The sequence below is a fragment of the Caldicoprobacter guelmensis genome (assembly GCF_016908415.1).
GTDB lineage: Bacteria > Bacillota > Clostridia > Caldicoprobacterales > Caldicoprobacteraceae > Caldicoprobacter > Caldicoprobacter guelmensis.
Genome location: NZ_JAFBDW010000001.1, coordinates 140582 through 160393, shown reverse-complemented (window position 1 = coordinate 160393; position 19812 = coordinate 140582). Strand labels below are relative to the sequence as shown.

General features: G+C 45.5%; 26 protein-coding genes. 2 read left to right on the top strand and 24 right to left on the bottom strand.

What is annotated here, in order from left to right; translation table 11 throughout:
* Nucleotides 1-8: 8 nt before the first annotated feature.
* From spoVAE to ftsH, 12 genes are all read right to left on the bottom strand, one after another.
* On the bottom strand, nt 9-365 hold the full coding sequence (spoVAE, locus tag JOD02_RS00905) for a stage V sporulation protein AE (protein WP_204486086.1): 357 nt from the start codon (nt 363-365) through the stop codon (nt 9-11).
* Between the two features lie 3 nt (nt 366-368).
* The gene (spoVAD, locus tag JOD02_RS00900; protein ID WP_204486085.1) at nt 369-1385 is read right to left on the bottom strand and encodes a stage V sporulation protein AD; all 1017 of its coding nucleotides are present in this window, start codon (nt 1383-1385) and stop codon (nt 369-371) included.
* A gap of 10 nt (nt 1386-1395) precedes the next feature.
* Nucleotides 1396-1848 carry a stage V sporulation protein AC gene (spoVAC, locus tag JOD02_RS00895; RefSeq protein WP_204486083.1) on the bottom strand — a complete coding sequence of 151 codons (453 nt, stop codon included), beginning with the start codon at nt 1846-1848 and terminating at the stop codon, nt 1396-1398.
* 44 nt (nt 1849-1892) lie between these two features.
* Nucleotides 1893-2039: a hypothetical protein gene (locus JOD02_RS00890; RefSeq protein ID WP_204486081.1), complete on the bottom strand. Its 147-nt coding sequence runs from the start codon at nt 2037-2039 to the stop codon at nt 1893-1895.
* Between the two features lie 25 nt (nt 2040-2064).
* Nucleotides 2065-2490, bottom strand: a complete 426-nt coding sequence (locus tag JOD02_RS00885) for a stage V sporulation protein AB (protein WP_204486079.1) — start codon at nt 2488-2490, stop codon at nt 2065-2067.
* On the bottom strand, nt 2487-3119 hold the full coding sequence (locus JOD02_RS00880) for a stage V sporulation protein AA (protein ID WP_204486077.1): 633 nt from the start codon (nt 3117-3119) through the stop codon (nt 2487-2489). The genes JOD02_RS00885 and JOD02_RS00880 overlap by 4 nt, the downstream gene beginning before the upstream one ends.
* On the bottom strand, nt 3116-3280 hold the full coding sequence (locus tag JOD02_RS00875) for a hypothetical protein (RefSeq protein WP_204486075.1): 165 nt from the start codon (nt 3278-3280) through the stop codon (nt 3116-3118). The genes JOD02_RS00880 and JOD02_RS00875 overlap by 4 nt, the downstream gene beginning before the upstream one ends.
* A gap of 106 nt (nt 3281-3386) precedes the next feature.
* Nucleotides 3387-4139, bottom strand: coding sequence for an RNA polymerase sporulation sigma factor SigF (gene sigF, locus JOD02_RS00870; protein WP_204486073.1), 753 nt, complete (start codon nt 4137-4139; stop codon nt 3387-3389).
* Nucleotides 4139-4588: an anti-sigma F factor gene (spoIIAB, locus tag JOD02_RS00865; RefSeq protein WP_394355726.1), complete on the bottom strand. Its 450-nt coding sequence runs from the start codon at nt 4586-4588 to the stop codon at nt 4139-4141. Before spoIIAB ends, sigF begins: the two co-directional genes overlap by 1 nt.
* Nucleotides 4588-4938 carry an anti-sigma F factor antagonist gene (gene spoIIAA / locus JOD02_RS00860; RefSeq protein WP_243426252.1) on the bottom strand — a complete coding sequence of 117 codons (351 nt, stop codon included), beginning with the start codon at nt 4936-4938 and terminating at the stop codon, nt 4588-4590. Before spoIIAA ends, spoIIAB begins: the two co-directional genes overlap by 1 nt.
* A 150-nt stretch (nt 4939-5088) precedes the next feature.
* A complete protein-coding gene (locus tag JOD02_RS00855) occupies nt 5089-5313 on the bottom strand; it encodes a hypothetical protein (protein WP_204486069.1) in 225 nt (74 codons plus the stop codon).
* Nucleotides 5314-5490: 177 nt separating this feature from the next.
* The gene (gene ftsH / locus JOD02_RS00850) at nt 5491-7269 is read right to left on the bottom strand and encodes an ATP-dependent zinc metalloprotease FtsH (RefSeq protein ID WP_243426251.1); all 1779 of its coding nucleotides are present in this window, start codon (nt 7267-7269) and stop codon (nt 5491-5493) included.
* 342 nt (nt 7270-7611) lie between these two features.
* Here ftsH and speD point away from each other — a divergent pair, with 342 nt between their 5' ends.
* Nucleotides 7612-7989: an adenosylmethionine decarboxylase gene (gene speD / locus JOD02_RS00845; protein WP_204486065.1), complete on the top strand. Its 378-nt coding sequence runs from the start codon at nt 7612-7614 to the stop codon at nt 7987-7989.
* A gap of 100 nt (nt 7990-8089) precedes the next feature.
* Entirely contained in the window at nt 8090-10582 is a 2493-nt protein-coding gene (locus JOD02_RS00840) for a transglycosylase domain-containing protein (protein WP_204486063.1), read from the top strand.
* On the opposite strand, the gene JOD02_RS00835 is transcribed toward JOD02_RS00840, so the two are convergent.
* The 12 genes from JOD02_RS00835 to JOD02_RS00780 all read right to left on the bottom strand — a co-directional run bounded on the left by JOD02_RS00835 (nt 10561) and on the right by JOD02_RS00780 (nt 19805).
* Entirely contained in the window at nt 10561-11274 is a 714-nt protein-coding gene (locus JOD02_RS00835; protein WP_204486061.1) for a tetratricopeptide repeat protein, read from the bottom strand. The two genes, JOD02_RS00840 and JOD02_RS00835, sit on opposite strands and share 22 nt — an antisense overlap.
* Nucleotides 11275-11403: 129 nt before the next feature.
* On the bottom strand, nt 11404-12144 hold the full coding sequence (locus JOD02_RS00830) for a L,D-transpeptidase family protein (RefSeq protein ID WP_204486059.1): 741 nt from the start codon (nt 12142-12144) through the stop codon (nt 11404-11406).
* A 113-nt stretch (nt 12145-12257) separates the two neighbouring features.
* The gene (locus JOD02_RS00825; protein ID WP_204486057.1) at nt 12258-12494 is read right to left on the bottom strand and encodes a hypothetical protein; all 237 of its coding nucleotides are present in this window, start codon (nt 12492-12494) and stop codon (nt 12258-12260) included.
* Nucleotides 12495-12750: 256 nt separating this feature from the next.
* Nucleotides 12751-13524 (bottom strand): CheR family methyltransferase, encoded by a 774-nt coding sequence (locus JOD02_RS00820; protein ID WP_204486055.1) that lies wholly within the window; start codon nt 13522-13524, stop codon nt 12751-12753.
* A gap of 212 nt (nt 13525-13736) precedes the next feature.
* On the bottom strand, nt 13737-15860 hold the full coding sequence (locus JOD02_RS00815) for a bifunctional 4-hydroxy-3-methylbut-2-enyl diphosphate reductase/30S ribosomal protein S1 (RefSeq protein ID WP_204486053.1): 2124 nt from the start codon (nt 15858-15860) through the stop codon (nt 13737-13739).
* A gap of 20 nt (nt 15861-15880) precedes the next feature.
* Nucleotides 15881-16465 (bottom strand): lysophospholipid acyltransferase family protein, encoded by a 585-nt coding sequence (locus tag JOD02_RS00810; RefSeq protein WP_243426250.1) that lies wholly within the window; start codon nt 16463-16465, stop codon nt 15881-15883.
* Nucleotides 16466-16492: 27 nt separating this feature from the next.
* Nucleotides 16493-17164: a (d)CMP kinase gene (gene cmk / locus JOD02_RS00805; protein ID WP_204486050.1), complete on the bottom strand. Its 672-nt coding sequence runs from the start codon at nt 17162-17164 to the stop codon at nt 16493-16495.
* 19 nt (nt 17165-17183) lie between these two features.
* Entirely contained in the window at nt 17184-17546 is a 363-nt protein-coding gene (aroH, locus tag JOD02_RS00800; RefSeq protein ID WP_204486048.1) for a chorismate mutase, read from the bottom strand.
* Between the two features lie 16 nt (nt 17547-17562).
* Nucleotides 17563-17976 (bottom strand): HutP family protein, encoded by a 414-nt coding sequence (locus tag JOD02_RS00795; RefSeq protein WP_204486046.1) that lies wholly within the window; start codon nt 17974-17976, stop codon nt 17563-17565.
* A gap of 98 nt (nt 17977-18074) precedes the next feature.
* Nucleotides 18075-18683, bottom strand: a complete 609-nt coding sequence (locus tag JOD02_RS00790) for a histidine phosphatase family protein (protein WP_204486044.1) — start codon at nt 18681-18683, stop codon at nt 18075-18077.
* A gap of 14 nt (nt 18684-18697) precedes the next feature.
* Nucleotides 18698-19561 carry a MurR/RpiR family transcriptional regulator gene (locus JOD02_RS00785; protein WP_204486042.1) on the bottom strand — a complete coding sequence of 288 codons (864 nt, stop codon included), beginning with the start codon at nt 19559-19561 and terminating at the stop codon, nt 18698-18700.
* A gap of 85 nt (nt 19562-19646) precedes the next feature.
* Nucleotides 19647-19805: a DUF4264 family protein gene (locus JOD02_RS00780; protein WP_243426282.1), complete on the bottom strand. Its 159-nt coding sequence runs from the start codon at nt 19803-19805 to the stop codon at nt 19647-19649.
* Nucleotides 19806-19812 lie beyond the last annotated feature (7 nt).

Below are 19812 nucleotides of genomic sequence, written 5' to 3'. Positions count from 1 at the left end.
TATCTCTTTTATCTCTTCATTCGAGGATTGAACAGTACAGCCGCTAGATAGCCAAATACCACCGCAGCGGTAATCCCACCTGCAGCCGCTCTTACACCTCCCACAAAGGCGCCCAGGGCCCCCAATTCATCTACTCCTTTCATGGCGCCCTTGGCCAGGGTATAGCCAAATCCTGGCAAGGGAACTGTGGCTCCCGCACCGCCAAACTTCACGATAGGTTCGTATACGCCTACAGCCGTCAATATGACACCTGCCGTTACAAAACACACCAGAATTCTGGCCGGCGTCAATCTGGTCTTATCGATGAGTATCTGTCCAATGACGCATATCAATCCACCAACTATAAAAGCCCTCAAATACTCCATATCTCATCCCCTATTCATATCAATAGTTACGGCATGTGCGATGCCGGGTATGGACTCGCCTTGCTGGCTGCTGGTGGTGCTGAGAAGGGCACCAGTTGAGAGAAGCAAAATCCGTCTGTATACGCCCTCTTCCATTTTCCTCAATATATAAGCGCCAAACACCACCGCAGAGCATCCGCATCCACTACCTCCCGCGTGCACATCCTGCTCCTTGCTGTATATCTCGCAACCGCAATCAATAAATCGGTCGCTTATGTCATAACCTTCTTTTTTCAAAAGGTCAATGGTAAGCTCCCTTCCAAACCAGCCCAAGTCACCTGTTACAATGAGGTCGTATGCCTCAGGCCCCTGCCCTGTATCTTCAAAATGGGCTTTTATGGTGGCTGCCGCTGCCGGAGCCATAGCAGCCCCCATGTTGTTGGCATCCGTTATTCCATAATCTATAACCTTACCAGTGGTTACATGAGTAATATAGGGGGGTTTTGTATCGTTAGAGAGCAAAAATGCGCCTGCACCCGTCACGGTCCACTGTGCGGTAGGTGGACGTTGAGTTCCCATCTCCAGCGGAAACCTGTACTGCCTCTCTGCGGTACAAAAATGGCTGGAAGTCACACACAGTACAAGGTCAGCATATCCTGCACTGACAAGCATTGCTCCCAAAGACAAGGATTCAGTAAGGGTTGAGCAAGCGCCATAAAGCCCAAAAAACGGTATTCCTAATGTCCTGGCTGCAAAGTTTGCAGTTATGATCTGGTTGAGCAGGTCGCCGCCGAATAGATAGTTTATATCCTGTGGCTGTTTTCCGGCTCTACTAATAGCCATTTGTGCAGCTTCTAGGTACATGCGGCGTTCTGCCTTTTCCCAGGTCTTCTCCCCCCACATATTATCCTCCAAAACCACATCGAAGTATTCGCCCAAAGGGCCCTCCCCCTCTTTTTTCCCTACTATTGTAGCCCTAGAAAGAATGCAGGGAGGATTTTCAAGCTCTATGGTTTGTCCACCCAATCGATGCTTAGCCATGATGATTCCCTCACTTCACAAAAAAGTATATTAGCCCTATCAGCACTGATGCACTTATGCCGTATACAAGGACAGGGCCAGCTATAGAAAACAGCTTAGAACCCACTCCAAATACATAACCTTCCTTTTTAAATTCCATGGCAGGGGACACTATAGAGTTGGCAAATCCGGTGATGGGTACTACTGATCCGGCTCCACCGTATTTTCCTATATCGTCATACACACCCAAACCAGTAAGCAGAGCTCCTAGAAAGATCATAACAATTGCCGTAAAAGCCGACGCTTCTTCTGTATTCAAGTTAAAATAACCCTTTCCCAAATTATTTACAGCCTGTCCGATGGTACATATGATGCCCCCCACTATAAATGCCAATATACAGTCCCTCAATAGATTCGATTTGGGCATCTTGCGCTCAACATATATCTGATATTCCTTGTTTAGCTTCTGCTGTTTGACGTCCACCTTTTAAACCCCTTTCCATCAGTTTTTAACCTGCTTAATTTAATTTATTTCCCCATCCAAAACGAATTATTCTTTTTGTTCTTTGAGTCCCTATCACTTGAAAGCCTTCTCACAATATCCTGCCTTTCCTCTTTTTCCTCAATGTTTTTCATTTCCGGCCCCACATTTTTTATTTGATGATACCATCTCATAGCCCCACACCTTCTGCTAGAGCTATTAATAAAAACCCGGTATTAGCCAGTAAATAAGAGAGCCTACTATTTTGCCTATTATTATGGCAAAAATCAGTATATATACATACTTTATTATGCCGGCATAACTCGCGACTATATATACAACATCCAATACCTCAGCCAACGCTGAGGCCAGCATCCCAACAAATATGCCCATAAATACAGCTATAAAGGGAAGCACAAATCTACCTACAGGCAATTTTAGGTTTAGCATATCCACAATCGAGGACAAAAAAGCCCCCGCCAAAATTGGCAATTTAACGAGAAACGTGCGTTTTTTCTGACCGCTTAAAAAGACAAGCCTGGGTGCAATACCCAAAACTATAAAGAGCATTGATATGCCTCCGCCTACCACCAACCCACCAACCAGTCCTACCAATACCTCGAACAATATCGTTTCCCACTTCAACCTTCCTCTTTCTCCTCCTCGTCCTTTCTATAGGAGTAAAACTCCTTTTCATAGGTGTACACCTCTAATTCTAGAGGGCCCGGCCTGTGCCTCTTTCGCCTTATAGAAAAAACATCAAAGAATACAGCTATCCCTATGCCTATACCTATAGAATAAGGAATACTTATTAAAAGCGGTCGAGCACTCTTCTCGCCAGTAATGATGTAATGCAAAGTACTGTGCACCTGATGCATGTTAACGTCGGCATGAAAGTACATTATGGCAAGAGCCGAGCCAATCATAAGCAACAAAGCCGTCAGCACAGCTTTGAGCAATCCAACTATAACTTTTGAGGATTGTGGTTCTTTGTACTCTATAAGCGCTTTTCCATCACCTATTACGCGTATATCAGAAATCCCTGCCTTCTCGCTTATAAGCCTTATCACTTCAATGGCGGTTATAACATGGTCTTTATTTTGGTCTGCCGGTACCACAATCATATCGTCTATGCTCTCCTTTACACCTTGAGGGCAAAAGATTTCTATCACGTCGGTAAGGTATACAGGCTCTCCCGTTTTTTTCACGATATTTGGCTTAAATTGAAAAAAAACAGAGCTGTTTCCATTCACCGGTTCCATAAACGCTCTCACAATAGGTCATTCTCCGCTTTCTCCTGATATATAAACCTAGCCCCTGAATAGGTCTTATCCTGCTGTACGCCTTTGTTGAGCAGCCATATTGAGAAGGCTACAGCCGCTAAAAGCAAGATGGAAATTACGGCTACAGTCACACCCTTGACTTTAGCCCACATTGTTTACGCCTCCTAACAATTATCTTAAATTCCACTTTACTTTTAGTATGTGCTCCATCTCCCTTTTTATCCAAAAAAAATAAATGTCCGGTTAACCGGACATTCATCATAACATCTCCCTCATCTTCAGAAGCACCTTTTTTTCTATCCTTGAAACCTGTACCTGCGATATGCCCAGTTCGTTGGCAATGTCGCTTTGGGTTCTATCCTGGAAATAACGCATTACTATGATGGCTCTTTCCCTTCTGTCCAGCTTTGCTAGCATTTCCTTCAACATGATACGATCTATAAGCTTACCCATTTGATTGGTATCTTGATGAATCTTATCTATGAGGAGTATAGGATTGTCATCATCTTCATATATGATATCGTATATGGATGAAGGCATACGATTTGCTTCCATGGCGTGGACTAACTCTTCCGGCGAAATGCCCATTTCCCTTGCAACTTCATGGATGGTGGGCTCTCGGCACATCCTGCTCTCCAGTTGCTCCTTGACCGCCTGAACTTTGCTAGCCAGCTCTTTTAATGACCTGCTCACCTTTATGGGGCCATCGTCCCTTAAAAAGCGCTTAATCTCTCCCATTATCATGGGAACAGCATAAGTTGAAAACTGTACGTTGAACTTTGGGTCATAGTTGTTTATTGCCTTTATAAGCCCGATGACCCCTATCTGAAACAGGTCCTCGTATTCATAGCCCCTATTTAAAAACCGCTTTACGATGCTTTTCACCAGAGCTATATTCCTCTTTACAAGCTCCTCTTTTGCCTGTTCATCCCCGCCTTGAGCCTTAACTATCAGATCCAGTATTTCGTTTTCATTTCCCTTTTCCCGGTCAAAGGACTCAAAGGTATCCATCATTCTCGCCCCAGTTCTCTACCAGTACTCTTCAAGTACTTTACCAGTTTTACCCGCGTACCCTGGCCTGGGCTAGAGGTCACCTCTACCTCGTCCATAAAAGTCTCCATAACAGTAAACCCCATCCCCGAGCGTTCTAGCTCAGGCTTTGACGTATAAAGGGGTTGCCTAGCCTTTTCAATGTCCTCTATTCCTTTGCCCTTGTCTATGACTTCAATCTCGATTTTCCCTTCATAGAGCCTTGCTATAACAGTCACAATCCCTATGGTATTCTCGTAGCCATGAATGATGGCATTGGTAACAGCTTCAGATACGGCAGTTTTTATGTCGGCAATCTCCTCTAAGGTGGGATCAAGCTGAGCGGCAAAGGCAGCTACTGTAACTCTGGCAAAGGATTCATTCTGCGACTTGCTTGGAAACTCCAACCGCATCTCGTTTATGGCCTCCACTATTCATCACACCCCCCTATACTGGCCAGCGCCTCTTCGATGCTATTGTACCTCTTTATTATCCTGTAAAGGCCAGATACCTCCAATACTTTATTGATCTGGGGTGTAACATGAGCCACAGAAACCGTACCGCCTCGCTGTGAAACCACCTTGTATCTTCCTATAAACACCCCAATGCCTGAACTATCCATGAACTTTAGCTGGCTCAAATCAAATACCACATGCCTTATACTTGGGTCCTCAAGCATATTGTCCAGCCGTTCACGCACCGTATCGGCAGTATGATGGTCCAGTTCCCCCTCCATTTTAATTATAAGCGTGTGTTTGTGCTTGCGGCTTAGAATCTGCAAGAAAAATCCCTCCCCCAGCTCAACAGGCATGAATACACTTATATATTCTTCATTTGCCTCAATTCTCCTTCAGCGAATATTGGCTATTTTTGTATCTTAATCTGAAATCATACAAAAATCCCTTCGATATTTGTCGAAGGGATTTTTGCATTAAGGAACCTCTACCTCCTGTATCTCCACCCTGATAGACTGCGTCTTGTTCATGTCCTCAATGACCTTTCTTGCATCAGTCCAATCCTTGTACTTCTTCTTCTCTTCTTCTGTTAGGACCACTTCATCCAAAATTTGCCTGCCGGTCATAGGCTTATCGCTTACATACATCTGCATTATGGGATTATTTTCAACAACCGTTAGAATAGCGTATACATACTTCATAGCTCCCTCAAATCCCTCTCCCTTATTTAATTTTCCTTACCAGTTTACAACAAAAAGATATAAATTTCAATAACCCTGCAAGGCCATTCTCATACCGCACTTTTTTATATTTTATCCAATTGATCCCTGTTTTAAACATCGCACCTAAAAGAGCAGCAGGAATTTCTGCCGCTCTTTTTATGCCGTCTCTCGCTTTTTATTAAACTCCATTATAATCTGATCCAGCTCGCTTTCGTCCAGGGTTTCTTTTTCCAACAGGGCCGTTGCTATAGCACTGAGGATGTCCTTGTGCCTAATCAACAGCCCCTTTACCTCCTCATAGAAGAGGTCCATGGTCTCCCTGCACTGTGAAAGCACCTCCTCCGAGACCTGCCTTATTCCGTTGTTGTAAAGGACATCATAATTGACAAGCCCTGTGTTTTTGCCCATACCAAAACGCCTTATCATATCGAGGAGCACCTCAGTAGCCCTTTCAAGGTCATTGGAAGCGCCGGTCGTGACATTATCCTTGCCAAATATTATCTCTTCAGCAGCCCGACCCGCGAGAGCTATTTTGATGCTGTTTTCCATATCCCTCTTTCTGTAATACATCCTGTCTGGGGGAATGTTCATGCTAAAGCCACCCATACCTTTAGTGCTGGGGATTATGGTAACCCTCGAAACGCTATGTTCTGGGGCTATCAACTTGGTCATCAGGGCATGTCCGGCTTCATGGAACGCAGTAACCTCGCGGTCAAACTCGTTTATCACGCTTCTGTCCTTTTTCTCCAGGCCAGCCATAACTATATAAAACGCCTTATCTATATCCGATTGTTCAATGTATCCCTTGTCTCGCTTTGCTGCCAGTATCGCCGCCTCATTCATCAGGCTCTCCAGTTTTGCTCCGCTGAAATACACCGTTTGCTGCGCCACCTTGTACAGGTCAACGTCGCTCGAAAGCGGCTTGTTTCTGCTGTGAATCTTCAATATCTCATACCTGCCTTTTACATCAGGCAATCCAACCTCAATGTGCCTGTCAAACCTTCCTGGGCGGAGCAATGCCGGGTCCAATACATCCAAGCGATTGGTGGCGCCTATGACTACAATACCCTCATTATCTTTAAAGCCCGACATCTCGGCCAAAAGAGCATTTAAAGTCTGATCCCGTTCGTCATTTCCTCCTCCATCGACGCCTCTATCCCTCTTTTTGCCCAAAGCGTCGATCTCGTCGATGAATATCACGCATTTACCGCTTTCCCTGGCTTTCTTAAATAGGTCGCGGATCCTCCCCGCACCTACACCTACATACACCTGTACAAAATCAGACCCCGACACGGCATAAAAAGGTACCCCGGCTTCCCCGGCTACCGCTTTTGCAAGCAAGGTTTTGCCGGTTCCGGGAGGGCCATAAAGTATAATACCCCTTGGTAGCCTTGCCCCATACCTTGCATACTTTTCAGGATTCTTTATAAAGTCTATAACATCCCTCATGCTCTCCTTAGCCTCATCGATGCCGGCCACATCATCAAAAGTAACCTTCTTCCCCTCTTCAGGACACACCGAAATCGACGATATCTTCCCCATACCGCCCTGTGCTTGCCTTACCGTCTTGGTAGACAGAAAATACAAAAAACCTCCAAAGATTCCCATGGTGATGAGAAAGCTTCCCATATCCCTTATTTGAGTCTGACGGGCCATCTCATCCACGGCAATGCCCTTTTTAAGCAGCTCCTCTTTAAACCCTTCCTTCCGTGGATTATCAGTTATGAACTGGTTGCCATCCTTAAATTCGCCCCTGAACAAGTCTCTATCATCAAGGTATACCTTGGCTACCTTTCCCTCATCCACCGCCCTCATGAATTCGTTATATGAAATTCGCTGGGGATCTGGCTCAAAATAAAGGTATACATAATACCCAATTACTGCCAGAAACAATGCTGCAGCCAATATCCACATCCTCTTTTTAGCGTTATGCATCTTCATCACCCCCCATCCAAATACTCTCTCGTATACAGATGTTACACATCTTATTTATCCATCGGACTCTTATATATAAGAGTATATATTATTATATATGCCATTGCAAGTTTAAAAACTGTAAATTCGCTTTAAAAATTTGGAGAATAATAATTGATTTTTGGCTCAATTTATGTTAAAGTATAGTGCAGCATGCAAAGTTTTTGCATAGAGAGGTATCCACTTATCAAAGGGTTGGGACATCTGCTGAGCCTGTCCTTCAGATGGGGACTAGGACATCAGTTGTACTAACCTACCCCCGTAAGTGGATACTTAAAAATTTTAATAAAGGGGGTATTGCTGATGGATACCTATTCGAGACATTGTATTTTGGAACTTTGGGAGTGTAATCGGGAACTATTAAACGACATCAAATTCGTTGAGAAGATGATGACTGACGCTGCGCTGCAAGCGGGTGCTGAAGTGAGGGAAGTAACATTTCACCAGTTTGCACCTCAAGGCGTGTCAGGGGTGGTAATAGTTTCCGAATCCCACTTGGCCATCCACACCTTCCCCGAACACGGCTATGCCAGCATCGACGTCTTTACCTGCGGCAAACGCATTGACCCAAAAAAAGCCGCCTCCATCATCGCCCAAAAACTGCAAGCCAACCGAATTTACGAGATGAACGTAGAGCGTGGACTTGGTGAAATGCATATCGTAAAAGACTTTAACAGTTAATAAAGGCTCCTATCAAGGAGCCTTTTAAATTTAGTTTAATTTTATGGTTTATAGGGAATAATCAAGATGAAACCGACGCTATTGCAGGAGGTTATTCCCTATGAACCATCACGAACCGATACCTTCACGGATGAGCAGAAAAAGAAAAAAGAACTCCCGTTCACGGCATAGATCCGTAATCCTAGCTTTGCTGAGCCTTGCTATAACTGTACTCATATCAGCAGCCATATACCTCAGCATCATCATCAATCAAGTGAAGGACATCGATCTGAGCAAAATAGAAAACCTCAAGCAATCATCCTTTATATATGATATGGACGGCAACCTCATTACCAGCGTATACGGTGTAGAAAACAGGATAAAAGTATCTTTGTCTGAAATCCCCGCTCACGTCAAAAACGCATTTATCGCCGTAGAAGACATACGGTTTTACCGCCATCACGGCTTTGATATAAAACGCTTACTGGGAGCCCTAATTCAAAACCTAAAGCAGGGCAGATACGCAGAAGGAGGAAGCACCATAACTCAGCAAGTGGTACGCAATGCCTTTCTCACTCAAAAAAAGACCATTCACAGAAAATTACAGGAGATATATCTTGCTTACAAGCTGGAAAATCTGTATTCCAAAGACCAAATACTTCAGATGTATCTCAATTTGATATATTTCGGCAAGGGGACTTACGGGATAGAAGCGGCTTCACGGCTGTATTTCGGCAAATCAGCAAAGGACTTAACGATAGCCGAAGCGGCTTTGCTAGCAGGCATTCCCAAAAGCCCATCAATATATTCCCCTTTTAACAACCTAGAAGAGTCCCTAAAACGAAAAAACCTGGTAATAGATCTAATGGTCAAATACGGATATCTTTCACCCCAACAAGGGGAAAAAGCCAAATCAGAGAAGCTGGTGTTTGCCCAACCATCCCCTCGCCACTATCCACACCGCTTTTTTATGGACATGGTTTTAGAGGAAGCAGCTAATATACTCGGCGTATCCGAAGAAGCTTTGCTGACCCAAGGATACAGGATATACACCTCCCTTGACAGAGAGCTGCAAAAATACATAGAAGAGCTGTATTCGAAAGAAGATTTGTTCCCAAAGTGTCCAACAAGCGGCATTCCTTGCGAAAGCGCCATGGTAGTCCTGGATGTACCATCGGGGGAAGTTCGAGCCATCATCGGTGGCAGGGAATACCTTGACGGCAGCACCGTAATACAAAAAGGTCTAAACAGGGCAATTCAAATGCCAAAACAGCCAGGTTCAGCCATAAAACCCCTAGTGGTGTACGGCCCTGCCATTGAATATTTCGGCTATACCCCCGTCACCTTCGTTTTGGATGCTGAAGTGCGGTTTGGCGATTACAAACCATCCAATTTCGACGGGAGATATCGCGGATGGATCACGGTCAGGGAAGCACTGGCCGATTCAGTAAATATCCCGGCAGTGCGCATACTCAAAGATATAGGCATTCAAAACGGAATCTCTTTTGCTGAAAAATTTGGGATATCCTTTACCCAAGAGGATAGGTACAGCCTCACAATTGCCTTGGGTGGGTTCTACAAAGGTGTAACGCCTATACAGCTTGCCCGGGCATACGCTGCCTTGGCCGACAGTGGAAGATACAAGGATTACACCACCATACGCCGTATAGAAAACTCATACGGCATAACCATCTACCAATCTAAATCCCTAAAAAAACAGGTGATGAGCCAAGAAGGCGCTTTTATTTTAAACGATATACTGCGCTCAGCCGTTAAAAATGGGACAGCCTCAAGGCTTAAAGACCTGAACATACCTCTGGCAGCCAAGACAGGAACGGTAGAGCTCCCCGACACTGAAGAATTCACAGGGATAGAAGGTGTAAAAGACGCCTGGGTTGTGGCGTATAACCCACAGTACGTCATCACCGTGTGGATGGGATATGACAACGTAGACAGGCAGCACTATCTGCCCCCCGACGCAGTAGGGGGGAAATATCCTGCCGAACTTGCAAAAGCCGTTTTTAAGTATATATACCGTGATGAAAAAGCCCCTGACTTTAAAAAGCCTCCTGGCATCATAGAGGTCAAGCTAGACGCTAAAGCGCTAAAAGAAAAGAGAGAAGCGTTGCTTGCTTCCCCTCTCACGCCACCTGATTATACTATAACCGAATACTTTATACCCGGCACCGCCCCCACACAACAGTCTGACTACTGGACACCGCTGCAGCCACCTTCTGACTTTAAAATAACTTTAAATGAGGCTGGCCTGCCGGTCATATCATTTAAGCCGCAGGATACCTTCGCCGTTTATAACATCTACAGGCTGGAAGAGGGCAGAAGTAACCCCTTGCTCATACATCAAATAAAAACCGGAACTCTTGATCCCGTAGGGTGGATAGATGCTTTTGTTGACCGTGGCAAAAAATACACCTACTTTGTAGTGCCGACACACCCCGAATTAGAGATAGAAGGCCAACTTCTGCAGGGCACACCAACTCCTCTTCTTTCGATTGTAGTGCCGTCTTCAAATGAACAATCCGAAAATACCGACACAACAGGTATCGCTCCGCGGCAGAGCAGGAAGAGGGCCGTTTACCTCAAGCTGCCAGATTGAAGGGCTTTGTTTATCTCCTCCAGTTTTTGCTGTATTGCCTCCCTGCTTACAGTGCTCAAAGGATTTATATTGCACTCCAGCGCCTTTTCAAGCTTTTCTTTGGCAGCCTGAAGGTTGCCTTCTTGATAATAGATACAACCTAAATAATAAAGCGTAGATACCTGATCCTCTTTAAGCGACTCCGCTTTTTCGAAATACTTTTTGGCCTCCTTCAGCTTACCCATCAGGTAGTAGGTCTGAGCAAGGTTGTCCAGTATGACAGGGTCTTCATCGTCGTACTTCACAGCTTCCAAATTATACTTGAAAGCCTCATCCAGATTCCCCTTTTCGATGAGCAAATAGCCCAATGCCCCATATATCCTAGCGGTTCTCTGCTTCCTATGGAGTTCCTTAAGCATCTCAATAGCGGTATCTATGTCCCCCAGTTTCCAGTATGCCAGGCTCAGGTTAAGCTTGGCCATGTTTTTCACCGAGTCCTTATAGCGGGGGTCAATGAGCACGCTGCTGAATATGTCCCTGGCTTTTTGAAACTGGCCCCTCTTCAAAAGCAATACCCCGTACGCCAGCCTGTAAGACGGTTTTGTCATGTCATGGGCCATACCTTTTTCATAAAAGCGGATGGCCTTATCCGGCTTGTCCTTTACATGAAAATAATAACCCAAAAGGCCGTATATATTTCCTATCAGTCCCATAAAAACCACCTGCCTAAAAACCTTTGTTTAGTAGCCACTGAATTATATCTTCCAGCATTCGCTTTCTTTGGGTTTCCTCTGCACTTATCCTTGACAGCGCCTGAGCCATGGCTTCAGAATTAAATTTGCTCACTCAAATGGAATAATCCCCAGGGCTTTGTATGTAACCCAGTCAACATAGTGGTTCATGGGCAAGCCGTGTTCCTTTTTAAACTTTATAAGGGCGTTTTTCATTCCCTCACCGTATATGCCATCCAAACTTCCTTGATAGTACCCCAAGCGTTTTAGCCTTTTCTGCACCTCTAACACGTGGGAGTTGCGGTCTCCTGGTTCTAACCTTACAAGTTGGCTGCCAAGGTTGCCAAACGGCCCGCCGTAGACCACCACCTTGGTGCGATAGGGCACCAGGTCATACAGCTCCTCCACATCCCTATTCCTCATGCGGAAACATCCTGCCGATGCCCTACGACCTATAGACTCGGGCCTGTTGGTCCCATGAATGCCATAAGTGCCCCACGGCACGTTCAAGCCCATCCACCGCGTGCCAAAGCCCGAGCCCCAGTTTCTGGCCTTGCTGACGATCTCCCACACCCCTATGGGTGAAGGTGTAGAAGGTTTGCCCTGGGCTATGGGATACTTCTTTACCAGCTCATTTCCTTTAAACAAATACAGCATGGATTCGGTCAAATCAATGAAAATGTTGTATTCACCTTGCTCGCTGTCGGCATGCTCACCGGGCTGGCTGGCCACTTGAGCATTAGGTTCAAAGCCAAACTTCAGGTCATACTCCCCCATCGCCATATATAAAAGGAAAAAAAATAATACGTATAAAAGCGCTATTACATCTTTACCCAGCTTACTCGATACCATCCTAACCCCTCCTGCTAAGCTTATTATATTCACGTAACATGCGGTTTTAGACTACTTTGTATTGAGGAAAGGATGGTTTATATAACAAGGACGTGATACATCATCACGCCCTTTTAGTGCAGCCTACGCCTCACAATGACGTAAAAGTCATTACCCTTGCCACCATAGGATCGGTAATCCATTCCCAGCCTTTCAAGCTCGTTTATGATCATATCCTCCTCATAGCTATAAGCAGATTCCAATCTTATGGTAATTTCATCGTTGGGTGACATTTTTTGGAGGCTTTCCCTCAGCCTCCTAAGGTCCTTTTCCTGGATGGCCAACCCCAAGTTGATCATGATATTAGCCATAAGAGCCCTCCTTCATCCCTCTCTCAAATCAAAGAGCAACAGGTGTTTGTATAAACATTATACCCCGAATGGGGAGCCAGGTCAATCCAAAAGGAAATAGCATATTTTCTGTGGCAGCTACGTCCTGGTGCGGTCGCCTTCCACCTGCACCATATTCGGTATATCCAAGACCATAATTGAGCGTGAGCCTCACGACGAAATAGTCAACCTCAACAACATGGCATCAAGCATAAAGGCTTTGTGCTCAACCTGAACCTTACATCTTCTTGTAGAAAAAAGGCTTGAGCGGTTGAAATCCGTATCTTTGAGGGATTATGATTTGTTCGGTGCTGCCCACAAACAACACCCCATCCGGATGAAGGGCATCATAAAGCTTCTTATAGACCTTTACTTTGGCCTCCTCTGTAAAATATATCATCACGTTCCTGCACAGTATAAGATGGCAATTATCCGGGAAAGGGTCTTTAAGCAGGTCATGGCGTTCAAAGTGGACACAGGCTTTAATCATAGGGTCGATTGCAAAAAGGCCATTTATGGGTTTAAAATACCTGGCTATGAGTTCATGCGGCACCGATTGCAGGCTCCTCGCATCGTATATTCCCTCCCTGGCCCTGTTTAATACTTCCTGGTCTATGTCGGTGGCCAGAATGCGTATGCGCTGCAGGGGAAGAAACTTAGCAAGGAGCATTGCCACAGAATATGGTTCCTCACCTGTAGAACAGGCCGCACTCCATATTTTGATGTGGCTGTGCTTCTTCAAGAGGTCCGGGAGTATCTCCTTCTCCAGGACAGCCCATTGGCCAGGATTTCGAAAAAATTCCGAAACGTTTATGGTTATATAGCTCAAAAAGCGAGCCAGTTGTTCTTTGTCTTCAACAAGTGCCTGATAGTACGCCTTATACCCATCATATCCACTACGGCTAATCCATGAATCGATACGCCTTTTCATCTGTTTTTCCTTGTAGCCAGACAAGTCAACGCCAGTAAGCTCCAAAACCGCTTTTTTGAAATCATCGTATGCCCAATCCATGCTCCATCTCCCTACCCCATTCGGTTGCTTGACCAAATTAGAGTTTATCATATAATCTTGCAAAAAAAAAGCCGCGAAACACATTTTTTCGCGGCTTAAAAATTGTAAAGGGGGGGTCTCAATGTGTTTGTGAGGTTCAGTGTATAGTTTTCCCGCACTCAAAAAATTTTATACCCAGAAACTGATAAAGGGCAGCTCGAGCCGCCCTTATCTTAATCTCTTAGATTAAATTTCTCAGGAAAAAGCTCTTCCAGGCTGACCGATAAGCCTCCTTCATCAGCTTGATATTCTTTTTCTGTTTGGGCTGCCTCCTTTTCTTGCTGCTCTCGAAGGGCTTCCTTTATGCTGAGGCTTATCCTCCTCTGCTCCGGCTTTATATCCAGTATTTTGACGTTTACCATTTGTCCCACCTGCAGCACGTCGGCCGGCTTATTGACATGACCTTCAGCTATCTCTGAGACGTGCACCAGTCCATCCACACCTGGTTCAAGCTCCACAAAAGCCCCGAAATGAGTGAGCCTTACCACTCGGCCGGTTACAACATCCCCAACGTGGTACCTTTCAGCCACGTTATCCCAGGGCTGCGGCAGCGTCTGCTTATACCCCAAAGCAATCCTTCCCCTTTCCTTGTCTACCGAAAGGACCTTTACAGTTATGGCCTGGTTTTCCTGCACCACCTCACTGGGATGGCCTACATGCCCCCATGATAGGTCAGATACGTGTATCAAACCATCCACTCCTCCAATATCCACAAAAGCGCCAAAATCTGTCACCTTCTTAACCACCCCTGTAATTACCTGTCCTTCTCTGATGGAATCCCACAGTGCCTTTTTTCTAGCTTCTTCTTCCTCCTGAAGTATAACCCTCTGAGACGCTACCACCCTGTTGTTGCGCCGGTCAAACTCCAAAATCCTAAGCCTTAGGGGTTTACCTACCAAGGAATTCAAATCCTCAACATACCGCGTTGACAAGTGGGAAGCGGGCACAAAAACTCGAACGCCGTTCACATCGGCTAACACGCCGCCCTTTACCACCGCGGTGCATATGCCCTTAAACTCTTTACCGTTTTTGAAACCATCTTCAAGCTCTTCCCATGCCAACCTCTTTTCAAGGGACTTGCGCGCAAGAAGGACATTCCCCTCCCCATCGTCGATCTTTACTACCTGAACGTCTATAGAGTCCCCCTCGTGCCATTTTACTTCGCCCGTATGCGGGTCAATCAGTGTCAATTCGCTAACGGGCAGTATCCCATCTGATTTGTAGGGCAGACTTATTATGACCTCTTCAGGGGTTATCTTGAGTATCGTGCCTCGCACAACCTGACCAGGCCTTAAATCCGTAATCGCATTTTCAAAAGCCTCCATAGATGAAATGTCTTCTGACATTTCCGGCTGTGATTGTTCAAGCGCAGCCCTTTTCTCTCCTTCCTTTAAATCGGCCGATTGACCATTGACCTCAAAGTTGTCGCCTTTCGTGACACCATCTTGTATCATCTGCTGTCCATTTAACAATTGACTCACCATATCAATTACCTCCTTGATAATCCAGTCAGGAGTCGAGGCACCGGCAGTAATGCCTACGGTATCTCCTGGACCTATTACGCTGACATCTATATCCTTTGCCGTTTCAACAGCAAAGGTCTTAGGACAATGAGCCTTACATATGGAATACAGCTTTTGAGTATTGGAGCTATTTTTGCCTCCAATCACCAGCATCACATCCACCATTTTAGCGATGGACTCAGCCTCAGACTGCCTTACGGCCGTTGTATTGCATATGGTATTGAAAACCTCAAGCTGCTCTACTTTATCGCGCAATCGCTCAATTATGGCTTCCCACCTTTGATATGAAGTTGTGGTCTGCGCTACCACGCAACCTTTGGTAATATGAGGTAGAGAATCCACCTGTTCGGGATCGTTGACAATATACGCCGAATTATCACACCAACCGTTTATGCCTATTACTTCAGGATGGTCTCTTTCACCCACTATGATAATTTGATACCCTCTGCTGTAATATCTGCTCACCAAATTGTGAACCCTCTTTACGTAAGGGCATGTAGCGTCAACCACGTGCAGCCCCTTATCCTTCATAAGGCTGTAAACCTGAGGCGGCACACCATGGGAACGAATTACAATAGTACCCCCTTCTATATGATCTAAATCGTCTACAATCACCACACCTTTAGATGCAAGAGCCTCCACTACCTGAGGATTATGAATAATTGGACCGTAAGTATAAACCCTACTTCCCCTGCCAAGCTGCTCATAAACTGCCTCCACGGCGCGCCTGACGCCAAAGCAAAAACCAGCATTTTTGGCTACTATAACCTTCAACCCTAAAGCCTCCCCACTCTTTAAGCGCTCAGCAAATCCCTAAGCGCCTTCTCCATTTCATCGGCCATCCTTTCAAGAAGCTCGGTATTGGATTTCTGCTCAAAATAATCCTCAAAATTCAATGGCCTGCCAATTCTGACTGTTATCGGCCTAAACAATCTATACTGACCCACTATGGCAATGGGTAAAACCTTGGCCCTGGACTTATGTGCAATGGAAGCGATACCGTGAGAAAAGCTCTGTAGAAACCCGGTCTTACTCCTCGTGCCTTCAGGAAAGATCCCAAACACCTTACCGTCATTTAGCACCTGAAGAGAGTGCTTGATAGCTGAAAGGTCTGCCGAACCCCGCTTTACAGGGAAAGCCCCCAACTGCCTGATTATGGTCCTCAACACCGGGATTTTAAACAGCTCCATCTTGGCCATGAAAAATACCTGCCTAGGCAATACACACCCAATCAGTACAGGATCCAGCAGCGAAATGTGATTGGAATATACAATGGTCTTGCCTTCCATGGGAAAGTTCTCAAGCCCTTCAACACGAGGCCTAAACAGCAAGAACATTAAGGGACGCACTATGGCCCGTGCAAATTTATAGAACAACATACCACCCCGCCTTCTATTTGCCAACCATCAACCAAGGTACTCCCTCAAATAACCACACACCTCATCGGCCACCTGTTCAATTGTTTTGCCAGTAGTATCTATCAGTATGGCATCCTCGGCTTTCCGCAAAGGTGCAAAAGCCCTGTTCATGTCATTTTTATCCCGGGCTTCAAGCTCTCTTTTCACATCCTCCAGAGTTTGGTCGTAACCCTTTTCGCGCATCTCCAACCATCGGCGCCTTGCTCTTTCCTCCAACGTAGCAGTCAAATAAAACTTCCTGTCAGCATTAGGAAACACAAAGGTCCCTATATCCCTTCCATCTACTACCACTGAATAATTCCGCGCTATATTTCGTTGCAATTCCACCAACTTTATGCGCACCTCAGGGATGGTCGCCACTTCCGAAGCAGCCTTTGTAACCTCCGGTTGCCTAAGCAGATGGGTAACATCCCGTCCATCAAGATATACGCGTTGAAGCCTATGCTGATATGTAACTCCAATGTGGGTTGAGGGAAGAATCGATATGACTTTTTCGTGGTCTGACGGGTCTAAACCCTGCTGCAGTACTTTCAAGGCCACTGCTCTGTACATAGCCCCTGTGTCTAAATAATGTATATTAAGCTTTTGCGCCACAATTTTGGCTATGGTACTTTTGCCGGCCCCTGCAGGACCGTCTATAGCGATGGTAATCGTCTTCATCAAGACACTCCTCTGAAGCTCAAGTTTGTGCAATATCCGGCCTTAAATTTACCGCTTTTTCAAGATACACGTGCTGTGGTACCCTGTCATCAGCCCATTGCACGTGGATGAGCACTCGTATACATTTTCCTAAGCTGCCCTCCACGTACATCTCCTGACAGCACAGAAGCGGCACCTGCGTCAAGCCCATCTCCCTGGCAGCAACTGCAGGATACACCGCATCAATGTCCCTTGTGGCAGTAAATATGATGCTTATTATATCTTCATAACACAAATCGTTTTTCTCTATTATAGTGCTAAGCAGCTTTTTTGTCTTGTTCAAAATCTCAAGGCGTGTATTCTCTTCAACTGTTATGGCTCCCCTTATAGCTCTAACGCGCATATAAAAAACTCCCCACTTAAACCACTCTATGCCCCAAGCCTATGGCCACCTCGTTTAAATGTATCATCCCTATTCCGAAGAACAGGGCTACACTTATGTGGTCACCACTCCTGGCAATGCCTATTTTGCCGCCCACATTAAGGCCAATGGCTTTGCTCATGATCTGCGAAATGGCCTCCCTGGTAGCTCCCGCTACAGCCCCTTCTTCTGGATGGGTCTCGTTTATCACCTTTTCCCTTTTGGCAGCTACAACGGCCCTCTCCACGATCTTGTTGACCGAACTTATGAACTCTCCACCGTAATCAACAGCAGCAGCGCTTATGCCCTCACGTTGCAACTGCTCTTTCAATGCCTTTTCTTCTTCCCTGGTTCGGGTGAGCGCCATCTCAATGGCAGCCCGCGCAACTTCTTTGCTTCCCACCTGGTTCATTACATGCCCTCCATCAATCAGCTTTGCATTTTACCTTTCCATTACAAACTCTTCACCTATTAATTATAGCCCGGCAAACCATACAGTACAAGTGATATTTAATCCTCGACATGGCACGCATCATTGAGCGAAAACAGGACACTACCTTCTTCCAGTACTTTTATAACAGTCAACCCCGCATTGTCCTGCCTGATTCTCCTTATATAGGTCAACGGTAGGCCCATAAGCTCCACAATCAACACTTTGCAAGTCAAGGCGTGAGACACCACTAAAATACCCTCATCTTGTCCCATCTCCAAGGCCTTGATTTGACCTATAAACTTCACAATTCTTTCTCTGACGCAGTTTACACTTTCCCCGCCCGGAGCACGAAAATCATGGTCTTGATACCACCGAGATAGCTGACCTGGAAAGAGGTCTTCGATTTCCCGTATAGTGTGCCCTTCCCATTCCCCAAAACAGGCCTCTCTGAGGAGTGGAGTAGTTATCCATTGCATATTTAGCTCTCGTCCTATTATCGAAGCGGTCTCCACAGCCCTTTTCAAGTCGCTACAGTATATAGCAGTTATAGGCATATTTCTAAGGCGCCTGGCCAACCTCAATGCCTGAATACGCCCTTTATCGGTCAAGCTAATATCAGAGGTTCCCTGCGTCCTACCCTCAACGTTCCAGTCAGTCTCCCCATGCCTTACAATGTAAACAAACACGATTATACGTCCCCTTAAGCACGATCTTTCCCCACATATACTTGATATTCATCCCATATCCTCTCGAGTTCCTGAAAATCGGATGATATATCCGCTTTTTTACGAAGGCCTACCGCCACAATCAAAGCGTTTATTAAACTCAAAGGCGCTACTAAAGAGTCTACAAAGGAAGCCATGTCACTCCTTGCCAGCAGTATATAGTCAGCATAAGCCGTCAGAGGTGACAGGTGCGAATCTGTTATGGCAACGGTTTCAGCGCCTTTACTCTTTGCGAAAGCCATAGCCTCCACTGTACGCCTCGCATATCTGGGAAAGCTTATGCCAATCAGCAGGTCCTGCGGCTGAATGTGTATGAGCTGCTCCAAAATATCGTTGACCCCGGAGGTCACCACCCTTACCTTCTCAAATATAAAGCTCAAATAGTAACCCATAAACTGAGCCAAGGGCGCAGCGCTCCTTAATCCCAACACGTATATGCTTCTAGCTGAAAATATCTTGTCCACTACCCGGTTGAAGACTTCCTTGTCTATCTCCTCAACAGTGATGCGTATATTGTTTATGTCCATCTTTGACACCGTCTTCAAAAGGGTAGATTCGTCAAGCTCAGAGGTCATCTCTATTCGCTGTACCGTTGTCAGCTTATTGCGAATCACTTCCTGCAACGCTTTTTGAAGCTGAGGATACCCTTCATATCCCAGCATGTTTGCAAACCTTACCACCGTGGATTCACTTACTCCCACCTTCTGGCCTATTTTTGAGGCCGTCATAAAGGCGGCTTTATCATAATTGTTTAGGATGTAATCCGCAATAAGCTTTTGGCCCTTGCTCATCTTCTTATACCGCTCGGCAATCCGCTGAAGCAAATCCTCATTATTCATCAAACTATCCTCCTCAAACATAGTTCCCTCATAGGTCTTACAAGAATATTTTAACACCTAATGCTAAATTTGCAAGTTTAAGGTTTCATTTATTCATTTTGCCGACTTCATATATGGATATGCGCATTGTCTCATCATCCTTCTTTGTAAGCCCAAATATTAAGCCCCTGTCCTTCAGATTTTTGTTCAAAAAATCCACTATCTTATAGAGGTCAGGGAAATTCTTTATGTCCAAGACCGCCATTACCGCA

Bases quoted from the DNA above. Each gene is read 5' to 3' on its own strand.
- spoVAE (WP_204486086.1), bottom strand. From the start codon at position 365: ATGGAGTATTTGAGGGCTTTTATAGTTGGTGGATTGATATGCGTCATT.
- spoVAD (WP_204486085.1), bottom strand. From the start codon at position 1,385: ATGGCTAAGCATCGATTGGGTGGACAAACCATAGAGCTTGAAAATCCT.
- JOD02_RS00890 (WP_204486081.1), bottom strand. From the start codon at position 2,039: ATGAGATGGTATCATCAAATAAAAAATGTGGGGCCGGAAATGAAAAAC.
- JOD02_RS00875 (WP_204486075.1), bottom strand. From the start codon at position 3,280: ATGTGGGCTAAAGTCAAGGGTGTGACTGTAGCCGTAATTTCCATCTTG.
- sigF (WP_204486073.1), bottom strand. From the start codon at position 4,139: ATGGATACCTTTGAGTCCTTTGACCGGGAAAAGGGAAATGAAAACGAA.
- JOD02_RS00855 (WP_204486069.1), bottom strand. From the start codon at position 5,313: ATGAAGTATGTATACGCTATTCTAACGGTTGTTGAAAATAATCCCATA.
- ftsH (WP_243426251.1), bottom strand. From the start codon at position 7,269: ATGCATAACGCTAAAAAGAGGATGTGGATATTGGCTGCAGCATTGTTT.
- speD (WP_204486065.1), top strand. From the start codon at position 7,612: ATGGATACCTATTCGAGACATTGTATTTTGGAACTTTGGGAGTGTAAT.
- JOD02_RS00840 (WP_204486063.1), top strand. From the start codon at position 8,090: ATGAACCATCACGAACCGATACCTTCACGGATGAGCAGAAAAAGAAAA.
- JOD02_RS00835 (WP_204486061.1), bottom strand. From the start codon at position 11,274: ATGGGACTGATAGGAAATATATACGGCCTTTTGGGTTATTATTTTCAT.
- JOD02_RS00830 (WP_204486059.1), bottom strand. From the start codon at position 12,144: ATGGTATCGAGTAAGCTGGGTAAAGATGTAATAGCGCTTTTATACGTA.
- JOD02_RS00825 (WP_204486057.1), bottom strand. From the start codon at position 12,494: ATGGCTAATATCATGATCAACTTGGGGTTGGCCATCCAGGAAAAGGAC.
- JOD02_RS00820 (WP_204486055.1), bottom strand. From the start codon at position 13,524: ATGGATTGGGCATACGATGATTTCAAAAAAGCGGTTTTGGAGCTTACT.
- JOD02_RS00810 (WP_243426250.1), bottom strand. From the start codon at position 16,465: ATGTTGTTCTATAAATTTGCACGGGCCATAGTGCGTCCCTTAATGTTC.
- cmk (WP_204486050.1), bottom strand. From the start codon at position 17,164: ATGAAGACGATTACCATCGCTATAGACGGTCCTGCAGGGGCCGGCAAA.
- aroH (WP_204486048.1), bottom strand. From the start codon at position 17,546: ATGCGCGTTAGAGCTATAAGGGGAGCCATAACAGTTGAAGAGAATACA.
- JOD02_RS00795 (WP_204486046.1), bottom strand. From the start codon at position 17,976: ATGAACCAGGTGGGAAGCAAAGAAGTTGCGCGGGCTGCCATTGAGATG.
- JOD02_RS00785 (WP_204486042.1), bottom strand. From the start codon at position 19,561: ATGAATAATGAGGATTTGCTTCAGCGGATTGCCGAGCGGTATAAGAAG.
- JOD02_RS00780 (WP_243426282.1), bottom strand. From the start codon at position 19,805: ATGGCGGTCTTGGACATAAAGAATTTCCCTGACCTCTATAAGATAGTG.